This is a genomic window from Providencia sp. PROV004, assembly GCF_011045615.1.
Taxonomy (GTDB): domain Bacteria; phylum Pseudomonadota; class Gammaproteobacteria; order Enterobacterales; family Enterobacteriaceae; genus Providencia; species Providencia rettgeri.
Map to the genome: position 1 here is coordinate 1,967,708 of NZ_CP042859.1, position 15,908 is coordinate 1,983,615.

14 protein-coding genes are annotated in these 15,908 nt (G+C 40.8%); 8 read left to right on the plus strand and 6 right to left on the minus strand.

Translation table 11 applies throughout. The annotated features are described in order from the left end of the window. Positions 1–120: 120 nt before the first annotated feature. The 5 genes from FVA69_RS08490 to FVA69_RS08510 are packed head-to-tail and all read left to right on the plus strand — an operon-like array spanning position 121 to position 6,299. Positions 121–1,362 (plus strand): NRAMP family divalent metal transporter, encoded by a 1,242-nt coding sequence (locus tag FVA69_RS08490; RefSeq protein WP_004912166.1) that lies wholly within the window; start codon positions 121–123, stop codon positions 1,360–1,362. 14 nt (positions 1,363–1,376) lie between these two features. Then, on the plus strand, positions 1,377–2,156 hold the full coding sequence (locus FVA69_RS08495) for a LamB/YcsF family protein (RefSeq protein WP_109911569.1): 780 nt from the start codon (positions 1,377–1,379) through the stop codon (positions 2,154–2,156). Then, entirely contained in the window at positions 2,153–2,959 is an 807-nt protein-coding gene (locus FVA69_RS08500) for a putative hydro-lyase (RefSeq protein WP_004912159.1), read from the plus strand. The genes FVA69_RS08495 and FVA69_RS08500 overlap by 4 nt, the downstream gene beginning before the upstream one ends. A 9-nt stretch (positions 2,960–2,968) precedes the next feature. Continuing rightward, positions 2,969–4,543 (plus strand): 5-oxoprolinase/urea amidolyase family protein, encoded by a 1,575-nt coding sequence (locus FVA69_RS08505; protein WP_164528676.1) that lies wholly within the window; start codon positions 2,969–2,971, stop codon positions 4,541–4,543. Between the two features lie 16 nt (positions 4,544–4,559). Next, a complete protein-coding gene (locus tag FVA69_RS08510; RefSeq protein WP_202983397.1) occupies positions 4,560–6,299 on the plus strand; it encodes an acetyl/propionyl/methylcrotonyl-CoA carboxylase subunit alpha in 1,740 nt (579 codons plus the stop codon). 41 nt (positions 6,300–6,340) lie between these two features. On the opposite strand, the gene FVA69_RS08515 is transcribed toward FVA69_RS08510, so the two are convergent. Next, positions 6,341–6,610 carry a hypothetical protein gene (locus FVA69_RS08515; RefSeq protein WP_004912150.1) on the minus strand — a complete coding sequence of 90 codons (270 nt, stop codon included), beginning with the start codon at positions 6,608–6,610 and terminating at the stop codon, positions 6,341–6,343. 401 nt (positions 6,611–7,011) lie between these two features. On the opposite strand from FVA69_RS08515, the gene FVA69_RS08520 reads away from it, so the two are divergent. Then, positions 7,012–7,554: a DUF924 family protein gene (locus tag FVA69_RS08520; RefSeq protein ID WP_164528677.1), complete on the plus strand. Its 543-nt coding sequence runs from the start codon at positions 7,012–7,014 to the stop codon at positions 7,552–7,554. Between the two features lie 58 nt (positions 7,555–7,612). Here FVA69_RS08520 and FVA69_RS08525 read toward each other — a convergent pair whose 3' ends face one another. From FVA69_RS08525 to FVA69_RS08545, 5 genes are all read right to left on the minus strand, one after another. Next, positions 7,613–8,206 (minus strand): TorD/DmsD family molecular chaperone, encoded by a 594-nt coding sequence (locus FVA69_RS08525; RefSeq protein ID WP_164528678.1) that lies wholly within the window; start codon positions 8,204–8,206, stop codon positions 7,613–7,615. 151 nt (positions 8,207–8,357) lie between these two features. After that, positions 8,358–9,134, minus strand: a complete 777-nt coding sequence (locus tag FVA69_RS08530) for a dimethyl sulfoxide reductase anchor subunit family protein (protein ID WP_004912143.1) — start codon at positions 9,132–9,134, stop codon at positions 8,358–8,360. A 1-nt stretch (position 9,135) separates the two neighbouring features. Further along, entirely contained in the window at positions 9,136–9,753 is a 618-nt protein-coding gene (locus tag FVA69_RS08535; RefSeq protein ID WP_110731999.1) for a DMSO/selenate family reductase complex B subunit, read from the minus strand. A gap of 11 nt (positions 9,754–9,764) precedes the next feature. After that, positions 9,765–12,194: a DMSO/selenate family reductase complex A subunit gene (locus tag FVA69_RS08540; protein ID WP_164528679.1), complete on the minus strand. Its 2,430-nt coding sequence runs from the start codon at positions 12,192–12,194 to the stop codon at positions 9,765–9,767. Between the two features lie 299 nt (positions 12,195–12,493). Continuing rightward, positions 12,494–13,744, minus strand: coding sequence for a mechanosensitive ion channel family protein (locus FVA69_RS08545; RefSeq protein ID WP_164528680.1), 1,251 nt, complete (start codon positions 13,742–13,744; stop codon positions 12,494–12,496). A gap of 332 nt (positions 13,745–14,076) precedes the next feature. Here FVA69_RS08545 and FVA69_RS08550 point away from each other — a divergent pair, with 332 nt between their 5' ends. Together FVA69_RS08550 and FVA69_RS08555 are read left to right on the plus strand one after the other, a co-directional pair. Then, on the plus strand, positions 14,077–14,601 hold the full coding sequence (locus tag FVA69_RS08550; protein WP_117162375.1) for an anti-virulence regulator CigR family protein: 525 nt from the start codon (positions 14,077–14,079) through the stop codon (positions 14,599–14,601). A 450-nt stretch (positions 14,602–15,051) separates the two neighbouring features. Continuing rightward, positions 15,052–15,894, plus strand: coding sequence for a D-amino-acid transaminase (locus FVA69_RS08555; protein ID WP_110731998.1), 843 nt, complete (start codon positions 15,052–15,054; stop codon positions 15,892–15,894). Positions 15,895–15,908: the final 14 nt, after the last annotated feature.

The window sequence follows — 15,908 nt, forward strand, 5'->3', positions numbered from 1 at the left end:
TTAAAAATGAATTAACAATACAGGTAACAAGTAGAACAATGGCACGATAATTGCCTTAGTGATTGTGACATCAACAACTACATCAATAATTAAAACAATAACTATTAGAGGAGTATGCACATGGCCGCTCAAGAAAGTGCACCAACTACGGCTGAATATGTGAAAAGCCGCCGTTCATCACTGATAAGCGCAATTTTTTTAATGGCAACGTCTGCCATTGGGCCTGGGTTTATCACACAAACGGCTACTTTTACAGTGACATTAGGAGCCGCTTTTGCCTTCGGGATATTAGCGTCTATTGTGATTGACTTCATTGTTCAGCAGAACATATGGCGAGTTGTTACCCTGACTAAAATGCACTCATCCGAAATTGCGAATGCCACAATTCCTGGGAGTGGTTATTTACTTGCTATATTAGTTATTTTTGGCGGGCTAATTTTTAATATTGGCAATATTGCAGGTGCAGGGTTAGGGCTTAATGCCTTAGTTGGCTTAGACCCGAAATGGGGTGGTTTGATTAGCGCACTATTAGCCATTTATATTTTTTCCTCCCGTAAGGCCAGCACATTTATTGATAGGTTAATTATTGGATTAGGTGTAGTGATGATTGGCTTAACGTTATTTGTCGCTATTGCATCAAATCCGCCTGTTGGTGAGGCATTACGCCAAAGCGTACTACCGGACACGGTTGATTTTGCCATGATAACCACCATTGTTGGGGGCACTGTTGGGGGGTATATCTGTTATGCAGGCGCTCATCGCTTATTGGATAAAGGCGCAGTAGGTATTGAAAACATTAAAGTTGTTTCTAGCGCTGCGACAAAAGGTATCTTAGTTGTTGGGTTGATGCGTTACATTTTATTTTTGGCTATCTTAGGTGTAGTTGCAAGTGGTGTGACTATTGATATTTCTGGACATGCGGCTAACCCAGCATCGCAAGCATTTCAGGCAGCTGCGGGTAATTTTGGTTTACGTATCTTCGGTTTAATTCTATGGGCTGCAGCACTTACCAGTGTGATTGGTGCAGCGTATACCTCAATGAGCTTCTTAACGGCATTTAAGTCTTCTATCACAGAAAGGCAACGTAATGTCGCAACTATCATATTTATTGCAGTTTCTCTGATTGTCTATTTATTTATGGGAACAGCCCCTGCGGCATTATTGGTTTTTGCCGGTGGTTTCAATGGGCTAATTTTACCTATTGGTTTAACTTTATTTGTTTATATCGGCTGGAAACGCTCAGATTTAATGTCAGGTTACCATTATCCACGTTGGCTATTATGGTCTGGTGTTGTGACGTGTGCACTCACTTGGTATATGGGCGCAATGTCTGTCGGTGCAATCTTTAATTATCTGAAATAACTCAAGGAGAAGCCATGAGAAAGCAAATTGATTTAAATAGCGACCTTGGGGAGAGTTTTGGGCAATGGGAAATGGGGAACGATACCGCCATTCTTCCTGTTGTTAGTAGTGCCAATATTGCCTGCGGTTTTCATGCGGGTTCGCCAGAAGGGATATTAAAAACCCTTAAAGCAGCGAAGGAAAATGGTGTTGCTGTTGGTGCTCATGTTGGTTATCCCGACTTAGTGGGATTTGGTCGACGTAATATGGATATTGCATCAAATGAATTAACTGCGGACGTGATTTATCAAATTGGTGCATTACAAGGGTTAGCAACCGCAGCAGGAACACAAGTTTTATATGTTAAACCCCATGGAGCATTGTATAACACGATTGCTCATGATAAACGTCAAGCTATGGCGGTGATTGATGCGATATTAGCCATTGATAAGCAGCTGATATTAGTCGCATTAGCAGGATCGCCATTAATTGAGTGGGCGAGAGAATGTGGCTTAAATGTCGTCGCAGAAGCTTTTGCTGATAGAGCTTATAACAGCGATGGTACATTAGTATCTCGAAAATTAGCCGGCTCTGTATTACATGACCCACAGATAGTCGCAGACCGCATGTTGCAATTGGTCATGGAGGACGGTGTGATGTCAATTGATGGAAAATTTACACCGGTTGACGCGGGGTCAATTTGTGTTCATGGCGATAGTCCTGGCGCTCTTGAAATGGCAAAACAGGTACGCGCTATTCTAGAGAAACAAGGTATTGAAATTTATGGTTTTGCTCATAAAGGAGACCGCGAATGACACCGCTAATGAAGGCATCACAGCAGGCCATTGAAGCCGCTCGTCTTGCACGCCTTGCTATCCGCGAAGGATATGACAAACCAACAGCTGGCCTTGCTCCGGGCATGACTCAAGCCAATATGATTGCATTGCCACGCGATTGGGCATTTGATTTTTTATTATATGCTCAGCGTAATCCAAAGAGCTGCCCTGTTTTGGACGTATGCGAAGCAGGGAGTTGGCAAACTGTTTTAGCTGAAGGTGCTGATTTACGTACTGATATTCCACGTTACCGTGTGTGGGAAAATGGTCAGTTAACCGCTGAAATTACGGATGCGACATCGATTTACCAACAATATCCTGATTTAGTGACTTTTTTAATTGGTTGCAGTTTTACTTTCGAAACACCAATGATTGAAGCCGGTATTGATGTACGGCATATCACCGATAAATCCAATGTTCCGATGTATAAAACTAATCACCTTTGTCGCCCAGCTGGGCGTTTACAAGGGGAGCTAGTGGTTTCAATGCGACCAATACCTGCAAATCGAGTAGCGGATGCTGTGAGTATTACTGGCAGGTTTCCTGCAGTGCATGGCACGCCTGTTCATATTGGTGCACCAGAACAATTAGGTATTGTTGACATTATGCAACCTGACTTCGGTGATGCGGTTCGTATCGAAGAGGGGGAAATCCCCGTTTTTTGGGCTTGCGGCGTAACGCCTCAAGCGGCAGTGATGAAATCAGGGGTTCCTTTCGCATTAAGCCATGCACCTGGTTACATGTTTATTACGGATGTACCCGATGCCGCATATCATATATAGAGGTGCCAATTGAGATTTTTACCCGTCAATTTAAGTGCCTTTATGGTGGAGTTAGAAAGTCTTGAACAAACAATGGCATTGACTGATTCATTAACAGAAATGCCAATTTATGGGATTGACGAAATTACGCCAGCAGCAAGGACGATTTTAATTCGCTATAACCCGATCAAGATTGATGTAAATGATTTGGTTGAAAAGATTTCGCTTAGGGATGTGTCAAGTGTCGTCGGCAAGGCCAGCAAATTGGTCACTATCCCTGTTCATTATAATGGGGAGGATTTATCCGATGTTGCATTGCATTTAGGTATATCCACCGCTGAAGTTATACGTCGTCATACAGAAAATGAATTTCAGGTTGCATTTAGCGGTTTTGCCCCAGGTTTTGGTTACATGGTTTCGAAAGGCGCTAATTTGAATGTTCCAAGGCGTCAATCACCAAGGGTGCGCATTCCTGCGGGTTCTGTTGCATTAGCGGGAGAGTTTAGCAGTGTCTATCCACAAGCTAGCCCTGGCGGATGGCAGTTGATTGGTGTGACTGAGCTATTAATGTGGGATATCAATCGACCTGAACCTGCGTTAGTTCAGGCAGGAACGCGGGTCAACTTTGTTGATGCAACGAAAAGTCAGATTAGCTATAGCTTGCCAACTAAAGTAGAAAGTGAAACTAAACCTGAGAGTACCACTGCTGATTTAACCGTTTTAACGACGGGGTTACAGGTTTTATTTCAAGATTTAGGGCGTATAGGCCAATCGGCATTAGGTATTTCAGAATCAGGCAGTATGGATAAATCGGCATTGCGTAGTGCAAACCGTATTGTGGGGAATGAATCAGACTCACCCGCTTTAGAGATAACACAAGGTGGGTTTAAGGCTCAGGTACACAAAGACCTTATTGTTGCAGTGACTGGAGCGCCTTGTGTTATTGACGTTATCACGGCAGAACACGAACAATATCAAGTTAATACTTATCAACCAATTCATTTAGCAAAAGGCGACACCATTAAACTAAGCCGGCCGAACAAAGGTGTACGTAGCTATTTTGCTGTGCGGGGTGGTTTTAACATAGAACCTATTTTATCGAGTTGTTCGTTTGATACGTTAGCGCAAGTTGGTCCAGCCCCAATTACAGCAGGCCAAACATTAACGGTTAACACCAATTCGTCTTCATTAGCCGTTTCATTGTATGAAACACCTATTTTTGATTATCCCGCTGAAAGCGACATAGTGGTTTTGGATGTGGTATTGGGACCTCGAACGGATTGGTTTACAAAACAAGCCGTTGAGCAACTAACGAATCAATTATGGCAAGTCACTGCGTCATCAAACCGTATAGGTCTGCGCTTATTGAGTGAAAAACCGTTAGAACGCGAACAATTACAGGAGCTACCGAGTGAAGGGACTTGCATTGGGGCTATTCAAGTGCCAGCAAATGGCCAGCCCGTTTTGTTTCTCAACGACCACCCTTTAACTGGCGGTTATCCCGTTATTGGCGCGGTATGTGAATACCATTTGGATTTAGCAGGACAAATCCCGGTGAATGCCAAAATACGTTTTAATCCACTCGGTGAATTTAAAGCATTGTAAGGGAGCCATTGTGCTTATGAACATGAATAATAACAAAAACCATAAAGTATTGATTGCTAATCGAGGCGAAATCGCAGTTCGTATTATCCGTGCATGTCGTGATTATGGTTTTCAGTCTGTTGCCGTTTATGCGGATAGCGATATTGATGCACTCCACGTCAAAATGGCGGATGAAGCCTACGGGCTTGGAGGAAATTCCCCCACAGAGAGTTATTTGAATATTGAAAAGCTGATTAGTCTCGCTCAGCAATCAGGTGCGACGATGGTGCATCCAGGATATGGTTTTTTATCTGAACGGGCTGAGTTTGCGCGTGCAGTTGAAGCCGCAGGGTTAATCTGGATTGGGCCTAGCGCAAACAGTATTGATATATTAGGCGATAAGGTTCAGGCTCGTCATATTGCAATGCAGGTCGGCGCACCGCTAGTGGTTGGCACAAAAGACCCGGTGAATAGCGCACAAGAAGTCCTCGAATTTGCCCATCAACATGGTTTGCCTATTGCCATTAAGGCTGCGTTTGGTGGTGGAGGTAGAGGGCTCAAAGTCGCTTGGCAACTCCATGAAGTTGAAGAGCTTTATCATTCGGCTGTACGTGAAGCGACCGCGGCATTTGGTCGTGGTGAATGCTTTATTGAACAGTTTTTGCATAACCCTCGGCACATTGAAGCACAAGTTATTGCGGATACGCATGGCAACGTGCTGGTGGTGGGAACCCGTGACTGTTCACTGCAGCGTCGTAATCAGAAACTGGTTGAAGAGTCGCCAGCACCTTTTTTATCCGAAAGTCAACAACAACAAATTATTCAAGCCTCTACCGATATTTGCCGTAAAGCAGGTTATGTTGGAGCAGGAACCGTTGAATTTTTGTTAAGCCAAGATGGAACGCTGTCATTTCTAGAAGTGAATACGCGCTTACAAGTTGAGCACCCAGTCACAGAGGAAACCGCAGGTATTGACTTGGTGATTGAGCAGTTACGAATTGCAGAAGGCTTACCTTTAAGTATTAAGGAGATGCCGATCCCACGAGGGCATGCTTTTGAATTTCGTATTAATGCTGAAGATGCTGGAAACGGGTTTTTACCGACCCCTGGCACCATTACCGTTTTTGATGCACCATCGGGGCCTGGAGTGCGTGTTGACAGTGGCGTAATGGCTGGAACAACAATACCGGGCACCTTTGATTCGTTAATGGCGAAATTAATTGTAGTGGGTCGTACTCGAGAGCAAGCTATTTCGCGTGCACGCCGTGCATTGGCTGAATTTACTATTGAAGGTGTTGCATCAGTTTTACCATTCCACCGTGCAGTAATGGAACAAACTGATTTTTGTGATAATTTTAGTGTACATACGCGTTGGATAGAGACCGAATTTAATGTGGAAATTCCACCGGCAAAACGGCAAATTCCATTATCGGACCCTGAGATAACACGTACTTTCATTGAAATCGATGGAAAGCGTTGCGAGTTAGGTTTACCCACTCAATTGTTTTCTCGTTTTTCAGGTAATAACTCCGTAGCAGCGCATTCTGCGCCTCAGAAGGTCCACAATCCTGATGCGGTCAATGCCCCCATCTCTGGGATATTGTTTAATTGGCTGACCCCTCAGGGAAATAATGTTTCAAAAGGGGATGTAATCGGTGTAATGGAAGCAATGAAAATGGAAGTGCAAATTGTTGCACACCGAGCCGGAACATTGAAACACGGGGCTATTAAAGGGGATTTTGTTGAAGCAGAGAGCCCAATAGCTGAAATTATTTAATTTGGTGCCTGTTTAGTTTGAGCTAAAGGAGTTAGCTCAAACTAACGGGAAAGCCGTTCTGGCAATGTTCTGAGAGGGAGATGCGGTGCGGGTATGGTATGTTTCTCTTCAGCGGTCATTTCATTGCTATCACGATAGACCTCACCACAGAGAAAATAGAGGTTCGGTCGCTTAGATTCTAGGTAATTTTTTCGGCTAATACATTGTTCTTGTGTAAAAATAGTTTCAGTCACCGGTAACGCATCACATGAATCTGTGCCACAAGGGCTAACCCATAACGCCCAACCAATGAGTACCATATGTCCTGCCATTTACATTGCCTTCCTTAATAAGAACCAATATGAACCGCTGAAAGTAATGACTGTAAGTAACTATCTAATTCACATACGCATTATAGGTTAAATTCTAACATTGAGTTAACCAAATGTATGTATTTAGGCATGATGAATTCTCTCATGCACACTAAAAAGCAAATCTTTATAAATTAAAAAGTTGCGAATTATTATAAATAGAAAATAAATGATTTAATAATAAATAACGCGGAATATTGTTAAAATTACCTTGTTGATAATGAGTGTTTTTTTGTGTTAGATCGCAAAAAACAAAATAATTATCTGCAATTAACCGATATTAGAGCTCAAGCCTGTCAATTAAGGCTCTTTTTAACTAGGATTATGACAACCACTAATAAGAAAATAGATAGGAATAAATCATGAATGCCATGGAAGAAGTGCTTTCATTTTGGTTTGAGGAATCGACACCAAAACAATGGTTTGAAAAAAGCGCTAAATTTGATTTGACGATAGCACAACGGTTTGCGCATATTTGCGAACGTGCAGCTAAGGGAGAATTAGCTTATTGGCGGGCATCTATTCGTGGGCGCTTAGCGGAAATTATTGTTCTAGACCAGTTTTCTCGTAATTTATGGCGTGATACGCCAAGGTCTTTTGCTCAAGACGCAATGGCTTTAGCATTAGCGCAAGAGGCGATTAAGCAACATGATTATAATCTCCTGACATTATCACAGCGCAAGTTTGTTCTAATGCCATTTATGCACTCTGAATCGAGTTTTATTCATTTACAGGCAGTTGAGCTATTTCGCATGCTGGGTGACGACGGCACATTAGATTTTGAAATGCGACATAAAGCGATTATTGATAAATTTGGCCGTTATCCGCACCGTAATGAAATTTTAGGCCGTGCATCAACACAAGAAGAAATTTCATTTTTACAAGAGCCAAACTCTTCTTTTTAGGTTGCAACCAAATGAGCCCATGTTTTGTTTAATAAGCTCATTTGGTTTAGTATTTTATTTAGCGGAATAATTCAGTATTGACTGGAGATAACGCTAATTCCAATTGTAGTGATTTAAGATAAATTTCAGTGAGTTGTGCAAGGGTAGGGTAAAAAGCAGTCTCTGTTTTGCTTTGCTGCACTAACTTTAAATAGCGATATGCCCAAGGCAATAAATATTGCTCAAATAAAGTAATAATGGCGCTGTCGTCCTCTTGTTCCGCTAAAGCAGAAACGGCCATCATCATTAAGCCAAATTGGTCTTCTGGTTCTCGTAGCCCTGTATCAGTGACTAGACCTTTCGTTTGCAAGAAGTCGCGATAAGCCGTTGTTGACTCTCCCATAACCGTATTATCATGTTCTAAATACACTGAGCCCCAAGGCGGAGCGGGCATACTACCTTGTCCTTCGAATAAAATTGAATAATCATACGCAATATCATCAGGTTGTATTTGTGACAACAAAGTACAAATAGCCTGAATTTGCTCCGGGTTTTCCCAAGAATGTAATTGTGGTATTTCACCCAAGACAGGGTAGACATTGCGTAAAGTGTCCGATTGCGAAGGGTAGTAGAAAAACGCACCAAGGATGCGGATCATTGTCGTGTCAATCATATTATTTTATCCGTCTTATTTCGTGCTAAAGGCTGACATCATTATCTGATTTCCTGCAGTTATATTGATGCAGGATGGTGTTGGATTTCTAAACAAAGAACCCCAAGTGGGGTTCTTTTATGAAACACTATAACATAGTAATAACAACGTCTTACATGGTTATTTGCCACAAGTTATAGAATGCGATGCGGCCAGCAAGTTCAGCTAATAATACTGCAGCAGCACAAGTCGCTAATGTCGCTTTTGGTGCGCGGTGCTTTAACGCCATACCAACGAATGCGGCTAAAGCAATGGCTAAGACAACGACTTGGAAACCCCAGAAGCCAGTTTGTTCGTTGCTAAGAGCTGGACCAGTTTCGGTTAAGAAAGCTTGGTAACCAGCACGGCTAGCAAAAATAGCGAAAGTACCTATTAAGAATGAAGCAATACCTAGGCCACGAGCACCGATTGCAATGGCGAGTGCACCGCCTCCGACTAACATCGTCATCCACATTTGTAGTGTGGTGTAACCGGTATTCCAGTTAGCAATAGTGGCGATGTTGTATACCTGAGGTATTGACCAAACAAATGCAAGTCCTGACACTACCGCGGCAATATTAGCCAGTTCACGTAATAACGTATGTTTGAAAAACAAAGTAAAAAACAACGTTGCAGCAGCGCATCCAACAAATACGCCACTCAAGAACGCTTCATTACTCATTGGTGAACGGCCTACACCCAGCAGCATATTAAAGAAGCGTAGTGGTTGGCCAACGTGTAATCCACCGATACCTAAGCCTATTATCATAATAATAAAGGCCACGATATTGGCAGTTTTTAACTGTTTATCGTCAATAGAACCCATTCTACGGCTGATATAAGCGAGTAAGAAAAGCCCAGCAGCTGACTGTCCTAAGACGGTGAAAAAAACGAGTGGTAATTCATGCATCTTATACCTCCGCAGGGTTTTTTAATTCGCCACTTTTATCGCCAAATGGCTTCGCATCTTTATGTGGTTTGATAACAATATTCGGGTTCGTCAGGCTTGGGTCTGGCATTGGCGCAATACCACACTCCGTGCCGTGTAATTCACGAAGAACATTAATATCATCAAAATCTAAAGCACGCTGCGGGCAAGATTCAACGCAAACAGGTTTCATCCCTTTTGCGACACGCTCATAACAGCCGTCGCATTTACTCATCAGTTTTTTCTTCTCATCAAATTGTGGTGCGCCATACGGGCAGCGCAACTCACAATAACGACAACCAACACAAATGGATTGGTCAACCACGACTAACCCATCTTCTTCACGTTTATGCATTGCACCAGTTGGGCAACCCGCGACACAAGTCGGGTTTGAGCAATGGTTACATGAAATAGAAAGATAGTAATTAAAGACGTTTTGTTGCCAGATACCATCTTGCTTTTGCCAACTACCGCCGCCAAATTCGTAGACGCGACGGAATTTTGGACCTAAATCTAAATCTTTTTCATCCTTACAACTGACTTGACACGTTTTACAGCCAGTGCATTTTGTGGAGTCAAAGTAAAAGCCATATTGTTTCATCATTCAACTCCTTAAGCGCGTTTAACTTCAACAAGGTTAGTATGTTGTGGGGTACCTTTAGCCAATGGCGAAGGGACATGTGAGGTTAGTGTATTGATACAACCACCGACATCTAGCCCATCATCATTGAGAGTACGCCATGCACCTTGTGGAACGGCGATAACACCAGGTAATACACGCTCTGTTACTTTCACTTTAATTTGAATACGCCCACGGTCATTAAATATTTCCGCCATATCACCATTGTTCAAGCCGCGTTGCTGAGCATCGATTGGGTTGAGCCAAAACTGATGTGGAATGGCTTCACGGAGCATCGCAACATTGTAATATGATGAATGCACATGGCCTTTATCATGAAAGCCCGTCATTAATAGCGGATGCTTTTGCTGGCTTGCTTGGGCTTCAACGCCTTCTTTATTGACGCAATACTCAGGAATTGCAGGAATACGCTGGCCTTCGGGTAACTCCCAATTTTTGACACGCTCAGCCAGTTGTTCTGAATAGATTTCCACTTTACCTGACGGCGTCTTTAATGGGTTATTGATTGGGTCATCACGGAATTTCTTCAATGCAATATTTTCTGAGCTCTTCAGGAACTTACGATCGATAATACCCGCTCCGTCGGTTTCGCTGAACTCAGGTAAATGAGGCATTTTTTCACGTGTTTTGTTATAACAGAACTCAATCCATTCAGCGTAGGTACGGCCTTCGGTAAATTGCTCTTTTACACCCATTTTTTCAGCAATTTCGGCTAAAACATCATAGTTAGGGCGGTTTTCCCACAGTGGCTCAATCGCATTTTGTAGGCGAACTAAATAGTGATACGCACCACTTGCATAGGAGTTATTGATTAAATCGTTGGTTTCAACCGTTGTGACATCCGGTAATAATAAATCTGCATATTTTGCGGATGGGGTATCATGGTTATCCCATACTAAAATAAATTCACATTTTGATTCATCCGCCAGTATTTCATGCGTTTTATTTAAATCGCCATGTTGGTTACCAATGACATTACTGGAGTAACACCACATAAACTTGATGTCGTTGTTTAGTTTATCAACACCTTTAATGCCACCATTTTCTGCAGTTAATTCTTTCCCGCGAACAATCGCTTCTGACCACATATAAGTCGGAATCAAGGCTTTTACTGGGTTAGGTAAAGCAAAACCTGCAACAGGGTAAGCATAGCTATTCCCCCACAGCCCAGTATTTGTTCCAGCACGACCAATGTTGCCGGACATCAGAGGTAACATCATAATGGAGCGACAAGCTTGCTCGCCATTTTCTGTGCGTTGTAAGCCCCAGCCTTGTGAGATCCATGCTCTATTTGCATTGCCGATTTCACGTGCAAGTTGCTTAATACGTGCGACTGAGATACCCGTTAATTTGCTTGCCCACTCCGGTGTTTTAGCGATACCATCAGGGCCATTACCTAAAATATAATCTTTATATGATGCATTGCGCGGTGCAGAAGCAGGTAAGGTCGATTCATCCCAGCCGACACAATAATTTTTCAGAAATTCTTCATCTGTCAGCTGTTCTTCGATCATAACATAGCCGAGAGCCGCAACTAATGCCGCATCAGTACCTGGATATATCGGGATCCATTCTGCGCCAAGGGTTGTGACGCTATCGGTGCGGCGCGGGTCAATGATAATAACTTTTGCTTTGCTTTTATCTAACGCATTGAGAGTTTCGTAAAATTGACCGCCACCAGACATACGTGTTTCAGCAAGGTTATGGCCAAACATGACGACTAAGTCAGAATTTTGGATTTCAGATAAATAGGATTCTTCTACGCTACCATATACGTAAGGCGTGATTTCCATTAATTGAGCATATGAATATGTGCCATAATCACCCAAGAAACCACCGGTTAAGCTTAATAAACGTTTACAAGCGGCACGGCCGTGTAAGTTTGCGCCTGTTGAACCCGAGCCATATTGGTAATAAATGGCATCACTTCCATATTTATCAATAGTATATTTCAGTTTTTCGGCGATAATGGTTGTCGCCTCATCCCATGAAATCTTTTTAAATTTACCTTCACCACGTTTACCAACGCGAACCATTGGGTATTTTAAACGATCTGGGTTGTAGGTTTTCCACCGCACTGAACGACCACGTAAACATGGACGGATTTGGTGTTCACCTAATGTTGAGTCGTCATACATCGTTTCATTGGAAATACGGCTGATAACACCATCTTTCACATGAACTTTTAACGGACAACGGCTACCACAGTTTACTAAGCATGCGCTATAGCTAATTTTTTCACTGACTTCGTCAGGCATGATTGCTGGTGTTTTTGCTTGAACAGCAAAAGGAAGAGTGATTGAGCCAGCAACAGCAGCGACACCCGCAACGGTTGCAGAGGTTTGTATAAACTCCCTCCTGCTCAGTTCTCCAAATTGAGTATTTATTTTATTTTTATGCATTGACATTGCCTATATGTAAATAACAACATTACTTTCTTGTTTTATATGTTAAAAAAAGTTTCTGTTGAGTTACATGACTTACATCAATGTTATCCCTGATAAGGTGAATGTATTTATTTAATTTATAAGGGTTTTTTATTCATCAGAACATAAATTAGTTTTATTTTTATTAACTATCGAAATATTGATTTTTATATAGCGATGGGCAAGAACTAAGGAAAAAGAGGGATATATCCCTCTTTTAAATACCACTTTAGATGTAGATGAATAAGAAAATTTAACTAATCACTTAGTATTAATTATTTTTCTGGGGAATTGCCTATCATTCTAACATCATTTCCGGTAGGTGATTGATGTACCATCAGATTAAATTGCGGAAGGATAGAAAAAATATGGTCAAAAATGTCTGACTGTATTCTTTCATATTCCACCCATACAGTTGTATTGGTAAATGCATATATTTCGATTGGGATACCATTTGTGTCAGATTCTAGCTGCCTGACCATGATCGTCATATTTTTGTGAATATTAGGGTGTGATTTTAAATAAGCTTCAATATAAGCTCGGAAAGTCCCTATATTCGTCAAACGGCGTTGATTTAAAGGAACCGCTTTATCATCAGGTAGACTAGAATTAAAGACTTGAATCTCCGATATTTTTTGTTCGATATAGGGTTCAAGTAAATTTGCTTTAATGTATTGCTCTATTTCTTCAGGTGTTAAAAAATGTACACTGCTGGCATCTAAGCGGACACTACGCTTAATTCTGCGGCCACCTGATTCAGTCATTCCTTTCCAATTTTTGAAGGAATCAGAAATAAGGGCATAAGTAGGAATGGTTGTAACTGTGTTATCCCAGTTACGCACTTTTACTGTGGTTAAACCAATATCTACAACAGCGCCATCAGCGCCGTATTTAGGCATTTCTAACCAATCACCAATATTAACCATGTTATTGGCTGAAAGTTGAATTCCTGCAACTAAGCCCATAATGGGGTCTTTAAAAACTAACATCATGACGGCGGTCATTGCGCCAAGACCGCTGAGAATAATTAGTGGGGATTTACCAATTAATAGCGCAATTATCATGATGCCAATTAAAATTGTGGCAATCAGCTTAAGGCTTTGGAATATTCCTCTAAGCGGTAAATGCGCAGTTTTGGCGGCACGCTGGAGCACACCGAGTATAATATCAAGAACAGAATAGAGGGTGAGTAAGCCAAATAATAGGCACCATGCTTGTGAACCGACCTTTAGAACGGCTTGTGCTGTCGAACCTGAATGCAACCATAGCGTTGCTTGGATATTGACAACAACACCTTGAATAACAAAAGCAAAGCGATTAAAAAGATTATGTTGAGTGATTAAATGAACCCAAGTTCCTGCACTTTTTTGCCCGCGCTTTTCGAGTTGTGGAAGTAATATTTTATGTAGAATTAAATGTAATACGCAGGCGACGATCAGAATTAAACCGAGCACTATCAGTAAAGAGGCAAGGTTAGCGTAATCTTGGTTGAACTGACGTACCCAGTCTAGCAGTTGCTGCTGCATGGTTTCTCCTTCTTTAGGGGTTAGGAACGATTACTTATAAAAATATTAGATAGTCAAACGACCTTATCATATTAGTAATGAAAATTCATGGCGAACAATATTAAACTCCGTCCTAATTCTTATTGTTAGTTCTAAGTATTGCTTAGTATATGAAAGCAATACTAATGATAATAAAGGTTATTATAAAGGAGGACATTCGTTAATTTGATGGGTTAAGTAACATTTACATAACATTACGTGTGATAAGTATTTTCTGATTGTGAGTCTCTATAACTAAGCATAATGTTCTTAAAAATACTCCTAATATTATATTAACTTTACAGGAATTTATTATGAACATATTTAAAAAACCGATTTGTTCAGTTCTTTTGCAGTATATCTTATTGCCTGTTATTGCTTGTACGCCATTATTTGCAAATTCATCTTCTAATGGCAATCAAGGTCAAGAAAATGGTAAGGGGAATCAAAAAATTCATGGAAATAAAGGAAATCAGAACAAAGATAAACCAAATAAAGAGAATGGCAATCAACAGCTAAAACATGCCAAATCGAACAAGTATTACGATAAACAACGGGGTTCGAATGTGAGTTTTAATGTGAGTTTTGGTCATGTAAGGCCTTTGGCTATTGAATATGGTTTGACGGGATATCGAGGCTTGCCGCCAGGTATTGCAAAGCAAGTGAGTAGGGGAAAACCGCTTCCTCCAGGTATTGCAAAAAAAACGTTACCTTCACCATTTTTGGCACAATTACCTGTTTATGTCGGCTATGAATGGAAAGTAAGTGGTCAGGATCTTATTTTAGTTGCGATAGGGACAATGGTTGTAGCTGAAATTATTGAAAATGTTTTTGAATAAAAAAAACGACCTTGATTGCAAGGTCGTTGTGCAAAATAAATGCAATTAACGCTAATGATTAGGTAACTAAAAGGTTTGATTGACTGAAAAATGATTAACTTGCTTACATAAAACGTTTAGAGAGTAATTCAATAACTTCTTGCACACTGCTGATAAATTCTTTGATGCTGTTCATCGGTAACCCCAAATTAAAATGTGATCCAGATCACGTGAGAGCATTTTAGCAATTAGCATGTTAATGTCAAGTTAATATTAAAAATAATTTTAAATATTAAACTATATTTTAATCTCTTTGCTGGAATTCTTTTTGGTTGAAAGATACTCCGATAAGACGGATGAAAATCTATAAATGACTACAAAAATGTGAAGAATTGAAAGGTAATTTTTATAATATGGTGTATGGTTAATTAGAGGTTAGGTAATGATTTGATTGATAAAGGAATACAGCGCATGATTGCTTATGTGAATGGCCAGTTTTTACCTGCAGAAGAAGCATCAGTATCTGTTTTTGACCGTGGTTTTTTATTTGCTGATGCAGTATATGAAGTGACAGCAGTAATTAACGGTAAGCTAGTTGACTTTGAACATCATATGGCTCGTTTGCAGCGTTCTTGTGCTGAATTACAGCTATCATTACCTTACGATTTAGCAGAATTAAAGCAAATTCATCTTCAATTAGTTCTACAAAATAATATAGAGGAAGGGCTTGTATATTTACAATTGACTCGTGGTAATGCAAAACAACGCAATTTTTTATATCCTGATAATAAAACGAAGCCAACATTGGTCTTATTTACACAAAAGACGAAGATTGTTGAAAATGAAAAGTCTAAATATGGAATAAAAGTCATCACTGTCGATGATATTCGTTGGCAACGTTGTGATATTAAAACAGTCGCCTTATTAGCGGCTTCTATGGCGAAAGAATACGCTAAGCAACAAGGTGCAGATGACGCTATTTTTGTTAAAAATGGCTATGTTACGGAAGGAAGTTCCAGTAATTGTTTTATTATTAACCCTCAGAACCAAATACAAACACGAGGACTAAGTAATAAGATATTGCCAGGTATTACTCGCCAAGCAATTTTACAGCTTGCTCGGGAGCAAGAAATAGACATTGTTGAAAAGTCATTTAGCATTGATGAAATGTTAGAAGCAAAAGAAGTTTTTATTACTTCTGCAACGACATTAGTTTGGTCAGTTATTATGGTGAATAACCAATTAATTGGGGAAGGTAAGCCGGGGAAACTTGCTACCCGGCTACGGGAGATATACTTGCAAAAATTAAAATAATCTCATCAGATACC

What these genes read in the sequence shown, in the direction of transcription:
- FVA69_RS08555 (WP_110731998.1), top strand. Translation starts at nt 15,052, where the DNA reads ATGATTGCTTATGTGAATGGCCAGTTTTTACCTGCAGAAGAAGCATCA.
- FVA69_RS08490 (WP_004912166.1), top strand. Translation starts at nt 121, where the DNA reads ATGGCCGCTCAAGAAAGTGCACCAACTACGGCTGAATATGTGAAAAGC.
- FVA69_RS08520 (WP_164528677.1), top strand. Translation starts at nt 7,012, where the DNA reads ATGAATGCCATGGAAGAAGTGCTTTCATTTTGGTTTGAGGAATCGACA.
- FVA69_RS08500 (WP_004912159.1), top strand. Translation starts at nt 2,153, where the DNA reads ATGACACCGCTAATGAAGGCATCACAGCAGGCCATTGAAGCCGCTCGT.
- FVA69_RS08545 (WP_164528680.1), bottom strand. Translation starts at nt 13,744, where the DNA reads ATGCAGCAGCAACTGCTAGACTGGGTACGTCAGTTCAACCAAGATTAC.
- FVA69_RS08515 (WP_004912150.1), bottom strand. Translation starts at nt 6,610, where the DNA reads ATGGCAGGACATATGGTACTCATTGGTTGGGCGTTATGGGTTAGCCCT.
- FVA69_RS08535 (WP_110731999.1), bottom strand. Translation starts at nt 9,753, where the DNA reads ATGAAACAATATGGCTTTTACTTTGACTCCACAAAATGCACTGGCTGT.
- FVA69_RS08495 (WP_109911569.1), top strand. Translation starts at nt 1,377, where the DNA reads ATGAGAAAGCAAATTGATTTAAATAGCGACCTTGGGGAGAGTTTTGGG.
- FVA69_RS08525 (WP_164528678.1), bottom strand. Translation starts at nt 8,206, where the DNA reads ATGATTGACACGACAATGATCCGCATCCTTGGTGCGTTTTTCTACTAC.
- FVA69_RS08530 (WP_004912143.1), bottom strand. Translation starts at nt 9,134, where the DNA reads ATGCATGAATTACCACTCGTTTTTTTCACCGTCTTAGGACAGTCAGCT.
- FVA69_RS08540 (WP_164528679.1), bottom strand. Translation starts at nt 12,194, where the DNA reads ATGCATAAAAATAAAATAAATACTCAATTTGGAGAACTGAGCAGGAGG.
- FVA69_RS08510 (WP_202983397.1), top strand. Translation starts at nt 4,560, where the DNA reads ATGAACATGAATAATAACAAAAACCATAAAGTATTGATTGCTAATCGA.
- FVA69_RS08550 (WP_117162375.1), top strand. Translation starts at nt 14,077, where the DNA reads ATGAACATATTTAAAAAACCGATTTGTTCAGTTCTTTTGCAGTATATC.